The organism is Pedobacter sp. B4419, assembly GCF_059693725.1.
In genome coordinates, this window is sequence record NZ_JCASSL010000002.1 from 1,069,364 (window position 1) to 1,089,107 (window position 19,744).

The 19,744-nt window shown below is 42.8% G+C and carries 14 protein-coding genes; 8 read left to right on the plus strand and 6 right to left on the minus strand.

Annotated elements, in window-relative coordinates; genetic code table 11:
- Positions 1 to 12 precede the first annotated feature (12 nt).
- Complete coding sequence (locus tag AC570H_RS16170) at positions 13 to 840, minus strand: ABC transporter ATP-binding protein (RefSeq protein WP_497356661.1); 828 nt, start codon at positions 838 to 840, stop codon at positions 13 to 15.
- Positions 841 to 1,637: 797 nt separating this feature from the next.
- Positions 1,638 to 3,938 (minus strand): TonB-dependent receptor, encoded by a 2,301-nt coding sequence (locus tag AC570H_RS16175; protein ID WP_497356663.1) that lies wholly within the window; start codon positions 3,936 to 3,938, stop codon positions 1,638 to 1,640.
- A gap of 509 nt (positions 3,939 to 4,447) precedes the next feature.
- Between AC570H_RS16175 and hutU the strand changes: the two genes are divergently transcribed.
- The 4 genes from hutU (at position 4,448) to AC570H_RS16195 (ending at position 9,183) form a co-directional block, all read left to right on the plus strand.
- Positions 4,448 to 6,118, plus strand: coding sequence for a urocanate hydratase (hutU, locus tag AC570H_RS16180; protein ID WP_497356665.1), 1,671 nt, complete (start codon positions 4,448 to 4,450; stop codon positions 6,116 to 6,118).
- Between the two features lie 381 nt (positions 6,119 to 6,499).
- Complete coding sequence (locus tag AC570H_RS16185) at positions 6,500 to 7,153, plus strand: TetR family transcriptional regulator C-terminal domain-containing protein (RefSeq protein ID WP_497356667.1); 654 nt, start codon at positions 6,500 to 6,502, stop codon at positions 7,151 to 7,153.
- Between the two features lie 5 nt (positions 7,154 to 7,158).
- Positions 7,159 to 8,472: an ABC1 kinase family protein gene (locus AC570H_RS16190; protein WP_497356669.1), complete on the plus strand. Its 1,314-nt coding sequence runs from the start codon at positions 7,159 to 7,161 to the stop codon at positions 8,470 to 8,472.
- A 78-nt stretch (positions 8,473 to 8,550) separates the two neighbouring features.
- Positions 8,551 to 9,183, plus strand: coding sequence for a hypothetical protein (locus AC570H_RS16195; protein ID WP_497356671.1), 633 nt, complete (start codon positions 8,551 to 8,553; stop codon positions 9,181 to 9,183).
- Between the two features lie 263 nt (positions 9,184 to 9,446).
- On the opposite strand, the gene AC570H_RS16200 is transcribed toward AC570H_RS16195, so the two are convergent.
- Entirely contained in the window at positions 9,447 to 12,224 is a 2,778-nt protein-coding gene (locus AC570H_RS16200; protein WP_497356673.1) for an outer membrane beta-barrel protein, read from the minus strand.
- Positions 12,225 to 12,541: 317 nt separating this feature from the next.
- Between AC570H_RS16200 and budA the strand changes: the two genes are divergently transcribed.
- Positions 12,542 to 13,342, plus strand: coding sequence for an acetolactate decarboxylase (gene budA, locus AC570H_RS16205; protein ID WP_497356675.1), 801 nt, complete (start codon positions 12,542 to 12,544; stop codon positions 13,340 to 13,342).
- Positions 13,343 to 13,354: 12 nt separating this feature from the next.
- Here budA and AC570H_RS16210 read toward each other — a convergent pair whose 3' ends face one another.
- Positions 13,355 to 13,726: a MauE/DoxX family redox-associated membrane protein gene (locus tag AC570H_RS16210; protein ID WP_497356677.1), complete on the minus strand. Its 372-nt coding sequence runs from the start codon at positions 13,724 to 13,726 to the stop codon at positions 13,355 to 13,357.
- Between the two features lie 92 nt (positions 13,727 to 13,818).
- A complete protein-coding gene (locus AC570H_RS16215) occupies positions 13,819 to 14,418 on the minus strand; it encodes a hypothetical protein (RefSeq protein ID WP_497356679.1) in 600 nt (199 codons plus the stop codon).
- 172 nt (positions 14,419 to 14,590) lie between these two features.
- On the opposite strand from AC570H_RS16215, the gene AC570H_RS16220 reads away from it, so the two are divergent.
- From AC570H_RS16220 to AC570H_RS16230, 3 genes are read left to right on the plus strand one after another with little or no spacing between them, the layout of a single operon-like run.
- A complete protein-coding gene (locus AC570H_RS16220) occupies positions 14,591 to 17,002 on the plus strand; it encodes a PIG-L family deacetylase (RefSeq protein WP_497356681.1) in 2,412 nt (803 codons plus the stop codon).
- A 1-nt stretch (position 17,003) separates the two neighbouring features.
- Entirely contained in the window at positions 17,004 to 17,129 is a 126-nt protein-coding gene (locus AC570H_RS16225; RefSeq protein ID WP_497356683.1) for a hypothetical protein, read from the plus strand.
- Complete coding sequence (locus AC570H_RS16230) at positions 17,126 to 18,823, plus strand: sodium:solute symporter family protein (RefSeq protein ID WP_497356684.1); 1,698 nt, start codon at positions 17,126 to 17,128, stop codon at positions 18,821 to 18,823. The genes AC570H_RS16225 and AC570H_RS16230 overlap by 4 nt, the downstream gene beginning before the upstream one ends.
- 39 nt (positions 18,824 to 18,862) lie before the next feature.
- Here AC570H_RS16230 and AC570H_RS16235 read toward each other — a convergent pair whose 3' ends face one another.
- Entirely contained in the window at positions 18,863 to 19,711 is an 849-nt protein-coding gene (locus AC570H_RS16235; RefSeq protein WP_497356686.1) for a DUF2911 domain-containing protein, read from the minus strand.
- Positions 19,712 to 19,744 lie beyond the last annotated feature (33 nt).

A 19,744-nucleotide genomic window follows, 5' to 3' on the forward strand; every position in this document is an offset into this window, starting at 1 on the left:
GTTGCTTAAGTTTTAGTTGAAAATTGGTTTTAATTTATTTTTCTCTGTCAATACCGCGTTGAACAAAAGTTCGATATCGAGCTTGCTATCTTCTTGATGATAGTTTGGCAATACTGCATTGTAACCAGACAATGAAGGCTCTGCATAGATTACCGTTTCATCAAGTTCTTTTACACGTTTAAAGCAAAGCTTGTTGGTGATCTCATCGATCGAGGCCTTTAAGGCTACGCTGTTTTCGTCGAGCATGATCACGGTATCGATCAGGTTGTCTAAATCTCTTACTTGGTGGGTAGAAATAACGATGCAACGGTCTTCGGTTAACACAGAAGCCATAATTTTACGGAACTGCGCTTTAGAAGGAATATCCAATCCATTGGTAGGCTCATCCATGATGACCAGTTTGGCCTGTGTAGCCAATCCAAAGGAAATGATTACTTTTTTCTTTTGGCCGTAAGACATGTTGATTAGTTTTTGTCCAACAGGGATATCAAACTCGGCCAATAGCGAAGTAAAATAGGTGTGGTCGAAATTTGGATAGAAAGCTGCATTTGCTTTTACGTAAGCATCTACTTTAACTGCTGGCAAATAAAATTCTTCCGGAATAAAGCAGATCTGCTCTAACAGGGCAGGTTGTCTCTTGGCGGGATCAAAGCCAAATACATCTAAGGTACCGCTTTGGGCGTAAACCAATCCGGCCAGGTTTTTTAGCAAGCTCGATTTGCCTGCACCATTTTTGCCCAATAGCCCATAAATGTGCCCAGTGCTCAGTTGCATGCTCATATTACTGAACAATGGTCGGTTCTTGCTGTAACCAAAATTCAGGTTGTTTATCTTTATCATACTCTACTGTATTAGTTAAATAATACACTAAAGTATTAATACGGTTATTCAACTCCAAATTTATTTTCAAATATTTTGCATAAAGTGGCTTTAAGCGACAGAAATGCATATTTAATTTTACTAGTTAGGGATATAGATTTTGATCAACTGGACATTTAAGCTTATTTTTCAATTGCTAAACTGTGAACTGTAAGCCGAGAATTGCAAACCGAAAACTGTGAACTGCTTTTGCCGTCTAGCCCCGATAATAGCGGCAGCCCCTAGGTACGAGGGCTATAGCGGCTAGCGGGACGAACTTTCATAGCCGCAGAAGTGAGCGCTTCAAAAAAACTTAATTTCCTACCCTTTCCCCCGGACAACAGGGCGCATAAAAGAGACCACGGCGAACGATAAACCTATGTGCCTATGTGGTAGACATAATAATAAGCCTAAAATGAACCCAGTTGTCTTAAATGGTGAAGTCTCTTAATTTCCTCCCCCTCCCCCTCCAAAGGGGGACAACAGGGCGCATAAAAGAGACTACGGCGAACCATAAACCTATGTGCCTATGTGGTAGACATAATAATAAGCCTAAAATGACTCAGTTGTCTTAAATGGTGAAGTATCTTAATTTCCTCCCCCTGCCCCCTCCAAAGGGGGACAACAGAGTGCAAAAAGAAATCGTGGCGAACTATAAACCTATGTGCCTATGTGGTAAACATAATAAAGCTTGAAATGCTGTGTTAGACCATTAACAAACAAAAAACCCCAGTTCGCTTTCGCTGAACCGGGGCGGGTAATTAACCTAAACCTATTTTTTATAATAATGGTACGCTGATACCGAAGCTTACATTGCGGCCTGGATTATAGATACCTGCCGGCTTGTACCTGCTCAGGTGGTTATAATACAGCTTGTTGCCCAAGTTTTGGCCAGTAACCCATAAATTGATCTTTCCTTTTTTCGTTTTTATCGAAGTGCCTACACCGGCATCTATTAAAGTATAGCCATCGGTTTCGGTCTCGAAGCTGTCAAAACGATCTTGTTTAAATACGTTGGTCAGTCCGATTTTGATGTAGCTATCTTTTAAGCCTTTGATCTGTGGCTCAAAACGAAGCTCGTTGTTTAGGCTAGCTGCCGGAATAAAAGGCAATGGTGCATCGGTAGCCTGGTTGGTTCCCTTTACATAAGCAAAGGTATTCTCGAAGTGCAATGCTTTGATCAAGTGAAAATCAACAGAAGCCTCGCCACCCAACAATAGCGCATCGGTTTGCACATAACGGTACAAAGGCAATACGGTAGTGCTTCCGTCTTCTTCCTGATAATTGATGGTTTCGTTATTGAAGTTGCCAGGGTAGATGTAGTTATAGATCTTATTGCTATAAGCATTTAAGCCCAGGGTTACTTTTTCGGCATTGTACTCTAAGCCTAAATCAAACTGCAAACTGGTTTCCTGTTTCAAATCGCTATTGCCCACTTCGTACCTGAACGTACCTTCGTGACGGCCATTAGCGCCTAGCTCGGCAATGTTCGGTGCCCTGAAACCAGAACCTGCATTTCCTTTTAAATTAAGGTTCTTTGCGATTTCGAAGGCAAAGCCAATCGATCCAGAAACATTGGAGAACTTATTGTTGAAGCCTGTAAATACCTGATTGCCCTCTTCATCAAACAAATCTTTGCCATCAATATTCTTATGGTCGTAGCGGATACCTGCATTAATGGCTCCTTTGGCAAAATTACGTTTCAAATAGGCAAAAGCACCAATGTTATCGCTGGTATAATCAGGGATCAAGAACTCGTCGCCACTGTTGGCATTGGTCTGGTGCATGCCCTGTACCCCAATGGTTGGTTCCCAAACGCCGTTATTGGCGAAAGAATATTTCACATCATAGGTATAAGAGTTCAGGTTCAGGTACAAACCAGGTTCGGTTGCGCTTTCTTCAAACTCTTTGCGAATGTTTCTTTGAAAGGCCAAAGTGGTTTTCAATTGTCCGCCACCTAAAAGGATATTACTATTTAAGGCTGCCCTGTAGTGGTTGATATTTTGGAACGGCAAATTCAATGTTCTCTTTTTCGCATCGCTGTTCGAAATCACGTTGCCATCTTCGTCTAAATAATCTCCATTATCATTTGGACCTTCTTCTACCAAACCAATATTGGTATTGAACCTCGATAAATTCAGGTGTGCATAGCCCCAGGTTTTATTCAAGCCGATCATGCCGCTCAAATTGGTTTCATTAAAGCCAGAATTAGGAACGGTATGGTCTTTATAGCCAAAACCATAGGCATTTTTATAAGAAACACGGCCACGGTAAACCAATCCGTTGCTATTGCCCTGCATCATTAATGACGAAGCGGTTAAGCCGTTGTTGGTATTATAGTTGGTAGTGAAATTACCGTTAAAATCGCCAGAGGCAGGCACTAAATCGTCGATGATGTTGATTACGCCACCCAAAGCGTCGGAGCCATAAAGCAAACTTGCTGGGCCTTTCAACACCTCGATACGTGCCGCCGAGAACTGATCAACTTCCACACCATGCTCATCGCCCCATTGCTGTGCTTCTTCTCTGGCACCATCAACAATGGTCAACACGCGGTTATAACCTAAACCACGGATAGAAGGCTTAGAAATGGCACCGCCAGTAGTTACCTGCGAAACGCCCGGTACTTTGGCAATTGCATCAACGATGTTGGTACCGGCAGCCTGCGCCAATTTCTCGCGACTGATTGACACTACCGCCAAACTATTGGTTTTGTTGTTCGAACTGTAAGGTGTTCCGGTAATTACTACCTCGGCACTTTCAATTACCGATGGCTCTAAGGCGAATACAATTGAGGTACCAGCAGCCAAATCAACCTGTTGAGAGGCGGTTTTGTAGCCTACGTAGCGTACTTCAACCAAAAATTTGCCACGGGTAGGGATATTGCTAAAGCTAAATTCGCCATTGGCGTTGGTGGTGGTGGTTGCTTTCAGGTCCGAAATATAAACGGTTGCCCCAGAAAGTGGTTCTTTCGTAGAGGCATCCACTACTTTCCCTTTAAAATCTGCCATCGTTGCGGCCAAGGCAGGAGCCGTAAAAAATGCTAATAGTACAACCAATAAAAGGTGTATCTTTTTCATAATGTGCTGTATTTTTAATAAATGAGCAATAGCCATAATTGGCCCATTTATCGATGAAGTAAAAATTGTTAATTGGCATCAATTAAGCCGATGCGACAGAATGGTAACTTATGAAAAAGCTGGGGGGCCTCTGAGGGAGGTACTGATCAATGCGGCATAAGAACTGCTGATTGACGAAATATTTCTTGTTATTAGCTTACTGCTTAAGTAAGTAATGTAGGAATGATCTATGCGGGTATAATTCTTCTCGAAATGGGCAGCACAGATTAAACAGGTCTCCTGCTGTGTTTTCAGGTGCACCTTGTGGGTACAATGTTTTTCTACAGCAACTTCTGGAACTTGCTCATGGTGATGCAAAGCGCTCCAAGGTGTAATGGCTAGGGAGAACACCCATAGCATAACCAAGGAAATAATTTGGTGGATATGTTGACGCTTCTTTTTCAATTTCATCACAAACCTAAGCAAATAACATAAAATTCCTACATTTGAAATTGTAACATTGCCTTGATATGACCACAGATACATTAGAAGGTTTAAACCTTAAAGTAAGCCAAACACCAACCGGAAGCCAACTGAATTGCAAAGGCTGGGTTCAAGAAGCCGCCTTGCGCATGCTGTTGAACAACCTCGACCCAGACGTTGCCGAACGCCCAGAAGACTTGATCGTTTACGGCGGACGCGGCAAGGCTGCACGCAACAAAGAAGCTTTGGTACTGATTATAAAAGCGTTAAAAAATTTAGAAGAAGACGAAACCTTGCTCATCCAATCGGGCAAGCCGGTAGGCGTTTTGCCTACCCATAAAGATGCACCTCGCGTTTTGATTTCGAACTCGCAATTGGTGCCTAAATGGGCAACCCAGCAACATTTTGACGAACTCGAAGACAAAGGCCTGATGATGTACGGCCAAATGACGGCCGGCTCGTGGATCTATATCGGTTCGCAAGGCATTGTACAAGGCACCTACGAAACCTATGCAGCTTTGGCCAAGAAACATTTTGATGGAAACCTTAAAGGCAAACTCAATGTAACCGCCGGTTTAGGCGGCATGGGCGGGGCGCAACCTTTGGCCATTACCATGAACCAAGGCGTTTGTTTGGCAGCTGATGTAGAAGAATGGCGCATCAAAAAGCGTTTAGAAACCAGGTATATTGATGAAATTGCCTACGATATAGACGAAGCCATTGACCGTGCCGTCCAATATCAAAAAGAAAACAAGACCCTATCTATTGGGGTAGTTTGCAATGCTGTTGAGCTGTTGCAAAGACTCATCGACAGAAACATTACTCCAGATACCTTAACCGACCAAACTTCGGCACACGATCCGTTGATTGGTTATTTCCCAGAGGGATTGAGCGTAGCCGAAGCCGCTGATTTGCGCAGCAGCAATCCAGAAGAATATGTGAAACGTTCTTATGCCACCATGGCCAAGCACGTAACCCAGATGCTCGAACTGCAAAAGCGTGGCGCCATTACTTTCGATTATGGCAACAACCTAAGGGGCCGTGCCTTGGAAGTTGGCGTAACCAATGCCTTCGATTTCCCTGGCTTTGTACCCGCCTATATCCGTCCGCTTTTTTGCGAGGGCAAAGGACCATTCCGTTGGGCAGCCTTAAGTGGCGATCCGCAGGATATTTATGAAACAGACAAATTGATCCTTTCTCTTTTCCCAAAGAATGAAAGCCTGCACCGATGGATTACCATGGCACAAGAACGTATTGCTTTTCAGGGTTTGCCGGCACGCATTTGCTGGCTGGGCCAAGGCGAAAGAGAAAAGACTGGTTTAGCCTTCAATCAATTGGTGGCCGAAGGAAAGGTAAAAGCGCCTATCGTGATCGGCCGCGATCATTTGGATACAGGTTCAGTAGCCTCACCAAACCGCGAAACCGAAGCCATGCTAGATGGCTCTGATGCCGTTGCCGATTGGCCGATCTTAAACGCATTGATCAACACTGCAGGTGGCGCCAGTTGGGTGTCGCTGCACCATGGCGGAGGCGTAGGAATTGGTTATTCAATCCATGCGGGAATGGTGATTGTAGCCGATGGAACGGAAGATGCCGCAGCGCGCATTAAACGTGTATTACACAACGATCCGGCCATGGGTGTAATCAGACATGCCGATGCGGGTTATGATATCGCTAAAGATACCTTAAGGGCACATCGCCTAGGATTGAAGGAGTAACCGCTACTGGTCTTCGGTTCTAAGTTTACAATTGGCGGTTAACCATTCCCCTCCTTTGGAGGGGTGCCCACTGGGCGGGGTGGTTGACAATTAATCATTCTATTGATTAAGGTTTGGAGCGCCCATTTCTGCTGCTATGAAAGTCGGGGCCGCTATCCGCTATAGCCCTCGTTCCTCGGGGCTGCCGCTGTTATCGGGGCTAGGTGGCAAAAACAGTTAACGATTTTCGGTTTGCAGTTGAACAATATCCTTGGTGTTCCTTGTTATCTTCTTAGTTTATTTGCAAGCTTCTTTTATTGCAAAAGCATGATAAATAAAGCATTAAATTTGATGTGGTGATAAAACACACCTGGTCTTTTTACGTTATTTAAATAAAAAAGAATGGCAACTGCAGCGCAAATTCAAAAGGGTTATATCGACTATGTATTGACGCATGACGAGCAACCCAAATCAGTGTATAGTTTTGTTAAAAAATTAAAAATAACAGAGGCTGATTTCTATTCCTTCTATGCATCGTTCAACAGCATCGAAAAGAACATCTGGTTTGAACTGACCTCAGAAGCCATCCATGAAATAGGGCAACAGGAACACTGGCTACAATATACTTCGAGAGAAAAGGTTCTGTCTTTCTTTTACAGTTATGTGGAACTGCTTAAAGGCCACCGCAGCTTTGTGATTTACAGCCTGAAAAAACATGGCCGCAGATTAGGTACACCAGATGTACTGATCGGCGCCAAATCTGTTTTCGAAAACTTTGCCGAACAAACCATTAACGAGGGCTTGGAAAGTGGCGAACTGGCCGAACGCAAGTTCTTTAGCAAAAGATACAAAGATGCTTTATGGATCCAGTTTGGGTTTATCCTTAATTTTTGGGTAGACGATGACAGCAATGATTTCGAAAAAACCGATGAGGCTATCGAAAAAGGCATTCAGGTTACCTTCGATTTGTTTCAGCGTTCTCCGATCGACAATTTGTTCGAATATGGAAAGTTCCTTTCCCAAAACAGCAGGTTTAAAGAAAAGATGAGGTTTTAATAACCATGAAAGCACAAGAAAGCATGCCTACCACCAAGGTAGAGCGTTCGGCAAAATTTGTTAAAACCGGATTCCAGATCGGCGGCAACTATATCAAGCACTACTCCAAGAAACTATTTAATCCGGCATTGAGTCGCGATGAACTGAACGAAGACAATGCCTCAGATATTTACAATTCGCTAAGCGAGCTGAAAGGCTCTGCCTTAAAAATTGCGCAAATGCTCAGCATGGACAAAAACATCCTGCCTAGGGCTTACGTAGATAAATTTACGCAATCGCAATACAATGCACCACCGCTTTCTGGTCCGCTCATTGTAAGAACATTTACCAAAAACTTCGGCAAAACGCCAGAGCGCATCTACGATAAATTCAACATCAGATCTACCCATGCTGCTTCTATTGGGCAGGTGCATGAGGCGATGCTCAATGGCAAAAAACTAGCCGTAAAGATCCAATACCCAGGTGTGGGCGACAGCATTTCTTCAGACCTCAAACTTGTTAAGCCTTTTGCCTTTCGCCTGTTAGGCATGAGCGAAAAAGAGCTGAACATCTACATTAAGGAAGTTGAAGAACGCCTGCTCGAAGAAACCGATTACGAATTGGAAGTGCGTCGTTCCATCCAATTCTCCAAGGCCTGCAGCCAATTAACCGACGTGGTTTTTCCAACCTATTATCCCGAACTATCGGGCAACCGGATCATTACCATGGATTGGATTGAAGGCATGCACCTGAAAGAATTTCTTCAAACCAATCCGTCTCAAGAACTCAGAAACAAAATAGGACAGGCACTTTGGGATTTCTATAATTTTCAGCAACACGAATTGAGGGCTGTACATGCCGATCCGCATCCTGGCAATTTCCTCATTACCCAAGACGACAAACTGGGCGTGATAGATTTCGGTTGCATCAAAGAAATGCCAGATGATTTTTACGAACCTTTCTTCTCGCTAACTTCTACCGATCTGTTCGACGACAAAGAAGCCACCATCAAAGCTTTTCGCCAGCTCGAAATGATTTTGCCAAACGATAGCGAAGCGCAAGTGGAGTTCTATTACAAGGCCTATAAGGAAATGATCAGCTTGTTTGCCAAACCTTATACCGCGCCTACGTTTGACTTTAGCAAAGTGGAGTTTTTCACTGCCTTGTATCAGTATGGAGAGAAAATAGCTAAAATGCCAGAGTTTAAGCAAGCCCGTGGGGTAAAGCATTTTATCTATATTAACCGCACCAATTTTGGGCTTTACAATATTCTGCATGAGCTTAATGCCACAGTAAGAACCGATACTTACAAACCTCACGTTACAAAAAACATCAAGTAGCCAAACCGCTCATTATTTTTTTAAAATGTGTCTTTTTGTGCTTGTTAATTTTTAATTAAAAATCATATATTCGGCTCCATGCAAAACCACAATTTCGACGTAGACATCGTTATACCTTCCTCTGGCCAAAAAGTTAAAATCAATGCCGATTTTATAGAAGTAAACCAAATCAAAATTGCATGTGCAGATGTGGTTGCCGTAAAATACGGTGTATCGTTAGTGGGCACCGTTAAAAAACCGAAGTATAAAAAATACCTGATTGACGTAAAATCCAAAGATGGCCGCACGCTTAACATCCAGTTCAACAGCACCCAGGCTGGCGAATTATTGGCCGAAGACCATACCTATTACTACATTATGTCGGGTTTGTGGCAGTACATCAAAAAGCGCCTGGTTAACGATTATATCGATGCGCTAAACGAAAAGCAGACCATAGAACTGGGAACGGCAAAATTCAATTGGGAAGGTTTTACAGTAAGCTATAAGGCCTGGTTTTTCGGCAAGACCAAAACCCAGATCATCCCTTGGTCTGACGTAAGGTATTTCCAGAAAAAAGGCAACCTGCACCTGGAAGGAATCGGTTCTTACAATAAGATTGCCACCTTAAGTTTGCACGACAATTGGAATGCCGTGGTTTTAAATACCCTGTTGCATTACCTATGGCAGGAACACCGCAGAGAAAAACTCCAAAAAGGAGAGAAAATAGACTAATAACAAAAACATCCGATGGTTAAAACCATCGGATGTTTTTGTTTAGAGACATTTGTGAAATTTGTAAGGCTTCGCAAGTGTTTGTTCAGTGCACTGTCTCGGGTTAAATAGCCCAGATTGTAGCGGCATCCTTTTTTGCTCGAGAGCAAAAAAGATACAGCGGAAAGCCGGAGTGCCTTTAATCGTTGCAATAACTTTGCGCTCCAAATCGGCCTACAATTAAATTATCAGTATTACACCTGCGAAGTTCACTTTTACCCATCTTAAAATCTAAAGAAATTATCCTTGCCTCCTACTTTGCCACCAAAGTTTTGGATGTTGTAGGTTAAGGTTACCAAGCCATGGCGACCCAGGTTATTGGTTTGTGTATCGCGGATAAAGTTTTCGCTGATATTGATATTCCTTCGGGTATTGGTATTCAGGATATCATTTATCGCAAATTTCAATTGTGCCCTATCGTTTTTCAGGAACAAGAAAGTAAGAGCCGCATTCCAAAGTTTGATGGTATTGTTATAACCCGCCACCGTTTGGGTATTGTATTGGATACGGTAAGTAGTTTCCCAAACCATTTTCTTCGGCAAACGCAAAATCAGTTCTGTTTCGCTGTAATGGGTTTGGAAGCTCAGGTCTTTATAGTAGTCGCTATCGTATGTGCTTTTGTTAAAAGCTACATAATAGGTTTCGCCTAACTCAAATTTATCGTTCAGGTTAATCCTTCCTCTAAGAGATGGCGAGATCGATAGGTTGCGCGCATAGCTTTTGTTGTTGTCAACCATTACGATGTTGCGGGTAAAGTTAGACCAAAATCCACCTCCTATGGTAAATGTATTTTTACCTGTTTTAAAGTCTTTGCCTACATTGGCATTTCCGTTAAACTGCCAGATGCCATCGGCGTTAATCGGCGTATTGATCTGCACATCATTATCGGTAATTGTTCTCGACATGATTACAGCATTATCCTGTACGCTGCCGTTGAGGTTGAAATTATAGCTCAAGAAACGCTTGGTATCATATTTATAGAAGTTGGCGTTCACCTGGTAGGTTTTGGCAGGTAAAAGATTTGCATTTCCTTCCTGCTTAAACAACGGATCGGTATTATTGGCCACAGGCTGAATATATTTTACATCGGGCTCCCTAAATGAAGGATTATAGCTGATGCTGAATTCCTTGTACTTGATCAATAACGAAGGTGCGATGAACTGAAAATGCTGTTCAAACGAAGGATAGTTTCTGAAGCTGTTTTTCAAATCGATCGTATTGAAAACCACACCTGGCTGTATGCCCCAATTAGTGTTAATCCTCCACCTTAAACTGGCACGCGTGTTGGTTTTAAAACCGCTCTGGTTTACTGTTTCGGATAAGTTAGCCTGCTCAATATCGTAAGCCTGGTTCAGCGGATTTTTGTAAAAGGTAACCAAGGCATTTTCGTTATCGAGGTAATTGCCGCTTACACTTACGTTCAGGTTCAGCTTTTTGCTGATCGGCTCCGCATAGTTAGAGCTGAGATAGGCATTAAAGGTTTTGATGTTATTGTCCCTCAACTGATCGAGTGTGGTTGTTGTTGCAGGCGATGCATAAAAATTGTTGACCGCAGCTGTAAAGTTATCGCTCAGGTTTTCGCGCTTGGTGAGGTTAAAAGTTGTATTTAACGAGCGCCCCGGCTTTTTAAAATCCTTCCATAAATTAGAAGAAATGTAATATTCGGTATTATCGCCTTTCAAACGGTTATTGGTTACCCCATCGTTCGATAAATCTCCATTTGTATTTCTGCTTTGTGTAAGCTGCATGCTCTTATTGCGCAATTGATTGATGGTTATGGTTGGTTCGATCGTCAAATTGGTCAAACTGTCGATTTTCCATTCCATCCTTGCTCCGATATTATGGTTATAGCCCTTGTTGCGCTGATCGAGATTATTATTGGTAAACAACTTATTGTTGCCAAAATTCTGTTCTATGTCAACCAGCTGATCGATCAAAGTATTGCTGTAACCGAAGAAATACTTACCGTTAATTTTAATTCCTTTTTTAGTCAGGGTATTGAAGTTGGCGCCAGCACCTGCAGAAGTCTGCACACCACTTGGCGTACCACCAAAAGAAATGTTATTCAAAGAAAATCCCCCATCAGAGTTGATCATTACAGAGTTGATACCCGCTCTAGAAAAACCACCTATACGTGATACATCGCCGATACTAAAGCCTGGTTTATTCACATTGTTGCCATAGGCCAAAACACTTACTTGGGTGGTATCTCTAAAAAAGTTCATGATGGCACCGGCTTCATATAATTCGTTGGGCCCGCCACCGCCATAAAACTTACCGAAGGCACCTTTTTTGATGGCTTTTTTAAGTTTAAGGTTGATGATTTGCGGGGTATTGCCTGCCAACAAATCTGGGTCGCGGCGCTTTGCTTCTGGATCATCGTTTACCTGGATTTTATCGATAATATTAGCTGGCAAGTTCTTTGTCGCAATCTGCTGGTCACCCCCGAAAAACTCTTTGCCATCTACCAAAATCTTGCTTACCGTTTTGCCGTTCACCTGAATAGAGCCATCATTGGCGATAGATACGCCTGGCAGTTTTTTCAGCAAATCTTCCACCACAGCCGTAGGCAATGTTTTAAACGATTCGGCATTAAACTCAATGGTATCTTTGCGCACCATAATCGGCGGGCGTTCTGATAGGATCACCACCTCGTTCAGGTTATTCCGCTTTTCAGACAGCAAAAGGTTTCCTAAATTAAGGTTGGGTTCTGCTGCTGTTAGGGTTACCTCCTTGCGAAAAACATTGTACATCCAAGCATTAACCACCAAACGGTATTTAATGCCGGTTTCTAAGCTTGGGATCTTAAATATTCCTTTATCATCAGATAAGCGATAAGTGTGCAGCACGGTGTCATTGGCTTTGTACACAGATACAGTTGCATAATTTAGCGTTGTTTTTTGGTTGGCACTGTCGATCAGCACACCGCTAATGCTTCCTTTCTGTGCAAAGGCAAGAACAGAGGTGAAAGTAAGCGCAATAATTAGTAAGGTTTTTTTCATTATTTATAGTTTATTTTGGGCGGTTTCATAAAATTTAATTACAGATAAGACATAGGCTTATTTTAAATGTTGCAAACAAAAACTATAAAAATAGTTTTGTATCAAAATTGTTGTGATCTACGAATGCGTTCGTAATACGAAAGTATTCGTAAATAATGAAACTTCCAAATTTTTTAACATTTGGCTAAAAATGGAAAATCAAAAGAAATGATTTTTAAAAATGTGACGAAAGTCTTTTTAAATGTGACGGATTCCTAATTCGATAGCAAATCTGATCATGCTAATCGCTAATTTAGCCTTACTCAAATTTATGATTTATGCACGCTCCAACTCTCTTTCGCTATTTGATCGCCCTGCTCCTTTATTGTAGCTGCTTTACCGCTAAAGCCCAACAAAACGATACTGGCAATTTATTTAGTGCCGGCCATGCCGCAGGATTTATTGGGGGTCTGTACGAAGATTGGTATTCCTATAAAGACCTGCACAGGCATGGCGATTTTGGCATTGGCGCACCGGCCATGCTCGATGGCGAATTGATTGTGTTGGATGGAAAAATATACAAGACACAGGCTACTGGCCAAACAAGCTTAGTAGGCGATGCCGAAAAAACCCCTTATGCTGTGGTCTGCTTTTTTAAGGCCAAACAAACCTACACGCCGAATAGAGCCTTAAGCAAAGCGCAGCTATTTCAGTATTTGGACAGCTTACTAACCAATCAGAACGGCATTTATGCCATCCATATCAAAGGCGATTTTAAATATGTAAAGACGAGGGCCTTTCCGCCAGTAAAAGACAAACCTTATCAGCCATTGGCTGCCATGCTAGATTTGCAGCATTTCTTTGAGTTCAATGCGATTAAAGGTGATTTGGTTGGTTACAGGCTACCAGGCTATATGGAGGGACCGCACATTAGCGGTTATCATTTTCATTTTTTGGCGGAAGACAAAACTGCTGGTGGCCACCTCATTGAAGTAACCGCCAGCAATATTGTTATTGAAGTGGATGTATTGAACAGCTTTACCCTTGCCCTTCCCTCTACACCCGAATTTAAAAACTTCGACTTTAAGAAAGACCGTACAGAAGAGATCAAAAGCGTAGAAAACGGCAAGAAGAATTAGGCTAGTTCACAATTAAGCAACCATTGGCTTATACCTGTTCCAGTTGTCGCCAATCATCCACAGGTTAATCAGTGCCAACACACCAACCATCGGCAGCACCGATTGATCCATTGTCAGGGCATGAGCCAAAATGCCAACCATCACTGGCAAAATAACAATAGCTCCTAAAGCGCGGGTTTTTGGTATGGCAAAAAGCAGACCGCCTATAATTTCAACAATCCCCACCAAAGGCATGAGCCAAGTGAGTTTCATAAAGGCGCCAAAAACTTCCATTTGTTCTTTGGTAGGTTCTTTCATGGGCATGTAATTGAAGAACTTATTAAGCCCAGCATTGATGAACATCAGTCCAAAAAGGACGCAAACAATAATTTTGACTATTTTCATATATCTAGTTTTTAGTTGACTAAATATAATCAATTCCGATAGTTTAGCAAACAGCTAAACCACTGACAAACAATCAACTACAAAATTAGTTTTTATAACAGTATTTTGCTGCTCACTTCCTTATCTATAGTAATATAACCTGGGTATTTCACCAAATTGCCACCTACCAAAATGGAAGGTTTGATTTTTAGCGTAACCATGCCCTTCTTTTCTTCTCCTTTGGATGCACTGGACAGGAAGGTTCCGATATCGCCCAATATTTTGCTGTTCGAAATAAACTGATACACATTGGCGTTCAGCTGTACCGGCACCTGTATACGCTGGCCCGCATCTATGCTCACCCGTTGGTCTACCGTACCGGTGGCAACTTCTTGCTGGTTGATCAATATTTTATATTCGAAATTATTGATAGCGGCCAAGGTATTGGATGGATTGCTGATTTCGAGGTTCAAGGTTGCCCGAAGCGGGATGTCTTTCCTCAAATAGCCCAAGGCTAAGGCTGGTATATTGACTAAATTCACAGATTGCTCGTTCACCAGCTTCCTTACATCGGTACCGGCCAAACTAATTTGGGTAGCATCAATGAGCCTATAATCACACTTTTCTAGCGCTTTGATCTGTTGCGCCTGTTTATTAATGCCACAAGATGATAAACCGATCAGCAGCAGGAGAAAAAAACTTATTTTGTTCATGATTGATTAACGCTTATTTAATGGCAAAGGTATAAACTTAGGCAAGAGTCGGGAAGTCTACAGTCTAATTTGTAACAATTCAGTAATGAAAACTATCAGTCTAATCTCACATCTCCTATCTGTTATCCCACATCTAGAAAATTTAAGTAATTTAGACCGACAACCAAACCTTATGAACCTAAGAGCATATTTGATTTTACTCTTGGCATGGCCTTTTATGGCCAATGCGCAAATGCCACAGCTCAATGCAGCCGAGATTGCATCGGGCCTTAACAAATTGGGCGTAAAGGGAAGCGTGCTTTACATTGCTGCCCACCCCGATGATGAAAATACCCGTTTATTGGCTTACTTAGCCAAAGAAGTTAAAGTACGAACCGGCTACTTGTCGCTTACCCGTGGCGATGGCGGACAAAACCTGATTGGCAACGAACAGGCCGAACTGTTGGGCCTGATCAGGACACAGGAGTTATTGGCTGCCCGTAGAACCGATGGCGCCGAGCAGTTCTTTACCCGCGCCAATGATTTTGGTTTTTCTAAAACTTCGGAAGAAGCCTTTCAGATTTGGGGCAAAGACCAGATTTTGGCTGATGTGGTTTGGACCATCCGCAAATTCCAGCCTGATGTAATCATTACCCGTTTTCCTGAAGATGCCCGTGCCGGACATGGACACCATTCGGGTTCGGCCATTTTAGCCCACGAGGCTTTTAGTGCCGCTGCAGATCCCAAACGTTTTCCAGAACAGCTCAAATATGTCAAAGTATGGCAGGCCAAGCGCATTTTGTGGAACACGTTTAATTTTGGAAGCACCAATACCACGGCACCCGATCAACTCAAAATAGATGTCGGATTGTTCAACCCTCTATTGGGCAAGAGCTACGGGGAAATAGCAGCCATTAGCCGTACCAACCATAAAAGCCAGGGATTTGGCTCTACCTTGCAACGTGGCGAGGCTTTAGAGTATTTCAGTCATACCGCTGGCGAGCCAGCCAAAACTGATTTATTTGATGGCATCGATATTAAGGTACAAGACAAGGCCATTGTGGATGTATTAGCGCAACTCCAGAAGAACTATCAGGTTGATGCACCTTTTAAATCGCTACCTGAATTGATTAAGCTCAGAAAACTGACAAAAGACAAATCGTTTAACCATCAGTTGCTTGATGAGCTGATCTTAGCTTGCGCAGGCTTTTGGGCCGATGCCAATGCCACAGAAAACGCTTACGCAGCTGGCGATAGCATCACCGTAAATTACAGTGCAATTTATAGGGGCAATACAACAATGCCTATCAAAATAACGGTTAACACGGCCGATCAGGGAACACGTCAGCTGCAACCCAACAAAAACTCGAATTTCAGCTTTAAACTGGCCAGCAGCAACGACGATATTACGCAACCTTATTGGCTTGCCGAAAACCACCCGATTGGGCAATACCGCATCGCTTCTCAAGAAGATGTGGGTTATCCAGAAAACAGAAAAAGGCTTCGTGTAAATGCCGTAATTGACATCGATGGCGAAAAAATCAACCTAAGTATACCTGTTACTTTTAAATCTACCGACCCTATTCGCGGAGAAGTGTATCAAAACCTGGTGATTGCGCCGACTGTTACCGCCACGCTGAGCGAAAAAGCATATCTCTTTAACGGAAATACCCCACGAACCATTTCGGTATTGCTGAAGAGCTTTAGAAACAATAATACAGGTACTATTAAGCCCGAATTGCCTACCGGCTGGAAAAGCAATCCGCAAGCCATTAACTTTAAGCTGGATAAAAAAGGAGACGAACAGCTGATCAGTTTCGTCATTACGCCAGATGGCGCAACCACCAGCGGCCAGTTCTTGCTTCAAGTAAACAACAGCACAGGCAGAGGCTTGAAGACGATTAGCTACGAGCATATTCCAAACATCACCATTTTCCCTGAGGCCAGTGCGCGTTTAGAAAAAGTAGACCTTAAAATTGTAGGCAAACGTATTGCCTATATTGATGGTGCCGGCGATTTAGTGGCCGATGCGTTGAAACAGATTGGTTATGAAGTAACCCATCTCAGTACGGCACAGGTGCTCAACAGCGATCTTTCAGGTTTCGATGCGATTGTAACGGGGGTACGTTTATACAACATTAACGACGATGCCAAAACCTTACAGCCTAAATTGATGGCTTATGTGCAAAATGGCGGAACCTTGGTGGCCCAGTACAATGTAAATACCAATTTAAAGATCGGCAATTTAGGACCTTACCCATTTAAACTGGCCAACAAGCGGGTAACCGATGAAAATGCGGCTGTGAAATTCATTCTGCCAAATCATCCGGCATTGAATTATCCCAATAAAATAACCAGCAAGGATTTTGAAGGATGGGTACAAGAAAGGGGTATTTATTTCGCCACCGACATCGATCCTAAATATGCTGCCATTTTAAGCATGAACGATCCTGGCGAAAGTGCCAGCGACGGTTCTTTGTTAGTAACCGATTATGGCAAGGGAAAATTCGTTTACACTTCATTGGTTTTCTTTAGAGAACTGCCTGCTGGTGTACCGGGTGCCTATCGCTTATTTGCCAATTTATTAGCTCCAAAACAGCCTTAACATGAAAGAAGAACACAACGACCTTCCTCCCTTTGTTAAAACCTGGAAACAATTCTATATCCTGTTGGTGGTTTGGCTCGTTTTGCTCATTGCCTTGTTTTACGCCTTTACCCAATATTTTAAATGAGCGCAATTGATTGGTCGGTATTATTGGGCACTTTGCTGCTCATTGTAGGTTACGGGGTTTATAAAAGCCGTGGTCCACAAAGCATGCAAGCCTATTTGTTGGGCAACCAGAGCCTGCCTTGGTACACCGTATGCCTTTCGGTAATGGCCACACAAGCCAGTGCCATTACTTTTCTCTCGGCACCCGGCTTGGCCTATTCATCAGGGATGAGCTTTGTGCAATTCTATTTTGGCTTGCCATTAGCCATGATTGTGCTCTGTATTACCTTTGTGCCTATTTTCCATCGGCTAAAGGTATATACGGCCTACGAATACCTCGAACAGCGTTTCGACCTTAAAACACGGGCTTTAACGGCTTTCCTATTCTTGGTGCAACGCGGACTCTCAACAGGGATTACCATTTACGCACCTTCTATTATCCTGTCCACCATTCTCGATATCGACACCACTTACACCACCTTGTTTATTGGCGGACTGGTGATTTTTTATACCGTTTACGGAGGCACCAAAGCCGTATCTTACACGCAATTGTTGCAGATGAGCATTATCTTTTGTGGCTTATTCATAGCAGGAGTAATGGTAGTGCATTTATTGCCAGATAGCGTTGGATTTGGCAAGGCTATTTCTATTGCGGGCAAAATGGGCCGAACAAACGCTATAGATTTTCATTTCGACTGGAACAACCAATATAATGTGTGGAGCGGACTAATTGGTGGCTTCTTTCTGCAGCTGTCTTACTTCGGTACCGATCAGAGCCAGGTAGGGCGTTACCTCACAGGATCGTCTGTTGGGCAAAGCCGCCTAGGCCTGCTGATGAATGGCTTGGTTAAAATTCCGATGCAGTTCTTGATTTTGCTCATTGGCATCTTGGTTTTCACCTTTTATCAATACAACAAGGCACCTTTGTTTTTCAACAGCTATGAGCTAAACAAATTGAAAGAAAGTCCTTACAAGGGAGAATTGCAACAAATCCAATCGGCTTACGACCAAACTTTTAAAAGCAAGAGAATTGAGGTTGAAAAACTTGACAAGGCCTTAGCGAATAAAGATCAGGCAGCTATTGATGAGCAACGCATTGCGGTAAAAAAAGCCGATGACGAAAGCAAGAAAATCCGCGAAGATTTAAAGACCCTGATGCTGAAGAACGACGAAAAAGCAAGCACCAACGACAATAACTATATCTTTTTGAGTTTTGTAACCCAATACCTGCCCAAAGGCTTGATTGGTTTGCTCATCGCCATTATTTTCTTGGCCTCGATGGGTTCGACGGCCAGTGCACTTAACTCTTTAGCTTCCACCAGCGTGGTCGACATCTACAAAAGACTGATGAATAAAAATGCCAACGATCAGCAGTATGTAAAGGCTTCGCGTTGGGCCACTATAGGCTGGGGAGTAGTTTGTATAGCCATGGCCTTGTACACCAGCAAGATCGGCAACCTGATAGAAGCTGTAAACATCTTAGGCTCTTACATCTATGGAACTATTCTAGGCGTATTCCTAGTGGCTTTTTACTTGAAAAAAGTAGGAGGAAGAGCCGTTTTCATCGCCGCTATTTTAGCCGAGATCGTAGTTTGTATTTTAGGCTTTAAAGAGGTTGTGGCCTATTTATGGCTCAACCTAATCGGCTGTTTGTTGGTGGTGATCCTGGCTTATTTGATCCAGTTTATGGTTAAGAAAAATACCTACGATTTTTAAAAAATTCGTAGGTATTCGTTATATAAAGTAATGACTAGACTATTTCTTCGCTAGCGCTAGGAGTTCTGAGTTTAAGCGAATATACTCGTCGTTTTTCATTTCTGTTGCCGCAGTAATTCCCGCTTGTGCAGTAGCCTGCGCGCCAGCTTTATCGCCCATTTTCAATTGGATACGACCTTTCCAAAGTTTAACCCATGGTGCTTTTCCGTCGGCTTTCTCAGCTTCGTTCATCCAGTTGAGTGCAGTTGCCAAATCTTTACCGTTATCATAGTAATATAAGGCCGCCGGCATATAAGGTTTTTTCTCGCCTTTCATCGCCTCTGCAATATTGGCCATTACCTGCGCATCGATCGAGGTGGTAATGTTGATGGCCAAGGCTGTATTTTCCCACATGATGTGCAATTGGCCGGCAGTTGGAGTAACATCGGCAAACTGCATGGTGAAAGTTTCTACCTTATCTTTCAACTGCATCGGTTTTACTTTTACACGCAAAATATCGTCAGCTTCTTTGTACTCATAGGCGCCCCACTGTTTCGAAGTTTTGTTTAGGATAAAAGTCCACTCTGTTTTGCCGGGAATGGTAAATACACCGTACTCTCCTGCCGGGATGTCTTTGCCCTCGATTTTTACGGCATCGGTAAATTTAATGGTCGTAGCACTGTTTGCACCTGTACGCCAAACTACATTAAAAGGTTCTAGTGCACCAAAAATTTTACGGCCTTTAGTATTTGGCCTCGAATAAGTGAGGGTAATTTTACCTAAACCAAAGTCTTGGACAATGGTTTGGCCGCTACTGGCCTGTGGCAATTTAAGGCCCTGTGCTTGCAATTGCGTACACAGACCTACTGCCACGAAAAGCAATAGCATTGATTTGATTGTAAATTTCATCTTTTTTTGTTTTAAGTTTTCTCGTTAAAATTA

Excerpts from the sequence above, each read along its gene's own strand:
- AC570H_RS16230 (WP_497356684.1), top strand. The coding sequence starts at position 17,126 with ATGAGCGCAATTGATTGGTCGGTATTATTGGGCACTTTGCTGCTCATT.
- AC570H_RS16170 (WP_497356661.1), bottom strand. The coding sequence starts at position 840 with ATGATAAAGATAAACAACCTGAATTTTGGTTACAGCAAGAACCGACCA.
- AC570H_RS16210 (WP_497356677.1), bottom strand. The coding sequence starts at position 13,726 with ATGAAAATAGTCAAAATTATTGTTTGCGTCCTTTTTGGACTGATGTTC.
- AC570H_RS16225 (WP_497356683.1), top strand. The coding sequence starts at position 17,004 with ATGAAAGAAGAACACAACGACCTTCCTCCCTTTGTTAAAACCTGGAAA.
- AC570H_RS16175 (WP_497356663.1), bottom strand. The coding sequence starts at position 3,938 with ATGAAAAAGATACACCTTTTATTGGTTGTACTATTAGCATTTTTTACG.
- AC570H_RS16190 (WP_497356669.1), top strand. The coding sequence starts at position 7,159 with ATGAAAGCACAAGAAAGCATGCCTACCACCAAGGTAGAGCGTTCGGCA.
- AC570H_RS16195 (WP_497356671.1), top strand. The coding sequence starts at position 8,551 with ATGCAAAACCACAATTTCGACGTAGACATCGTTATACCTTCCTCTGGC.
- AC570H_RS16235 (WP_497356686.1), bottom strand. The coding sequence starts at position 19,711 with ATGAAATTTACAATCAAATCAATGCTATTGCTTTTCGTGGCAGTAGGT.
- AC570H_RS16220 (WP_497356681.1), top strand. The coding sequence starts at position 14,591 with ATGAACCTAAGAGCATATTTGATTTTACTCTTGGCATGGCCTTTTATG.
- AC570H_RS16215 (WP_497356679.1), bottom strand. The coding sequence starts at position 14,418 with ATGAACAAAATAAGTTTTTTTCTCCTGCTGCTGATCGGTTTATCATCT.
- budA (WP_497356675.1), top strand. The coding sequence starts at position 12,542 with ATGCACGCTCCAACTCTCTTTCGCTATTTGATCGCCCTGCTCCTTTAT.
- hutU (WP_497356665.1), top strand. The coding sequence starts at position 4,448 with ATGACCACAGATACATTAGAAGGTTTAAACCTTAAAGTAAGCCAAACA.
- AC570H_RS16200 (WP_497356673.1), bottom strand. The coding sequence starts at position 12,224 with ATGAAAAAAACCTTACTAATTATTGCGCTTACTTTCACCTCTGTTCTT.
- AC570H_RS16185 (WP_497356667.1), top strand. The coding sequence starts at position 6,500 with ATGGCAACTGCAGCGCAAATTCAAAAGGGTTATATCGACTATGTATTG.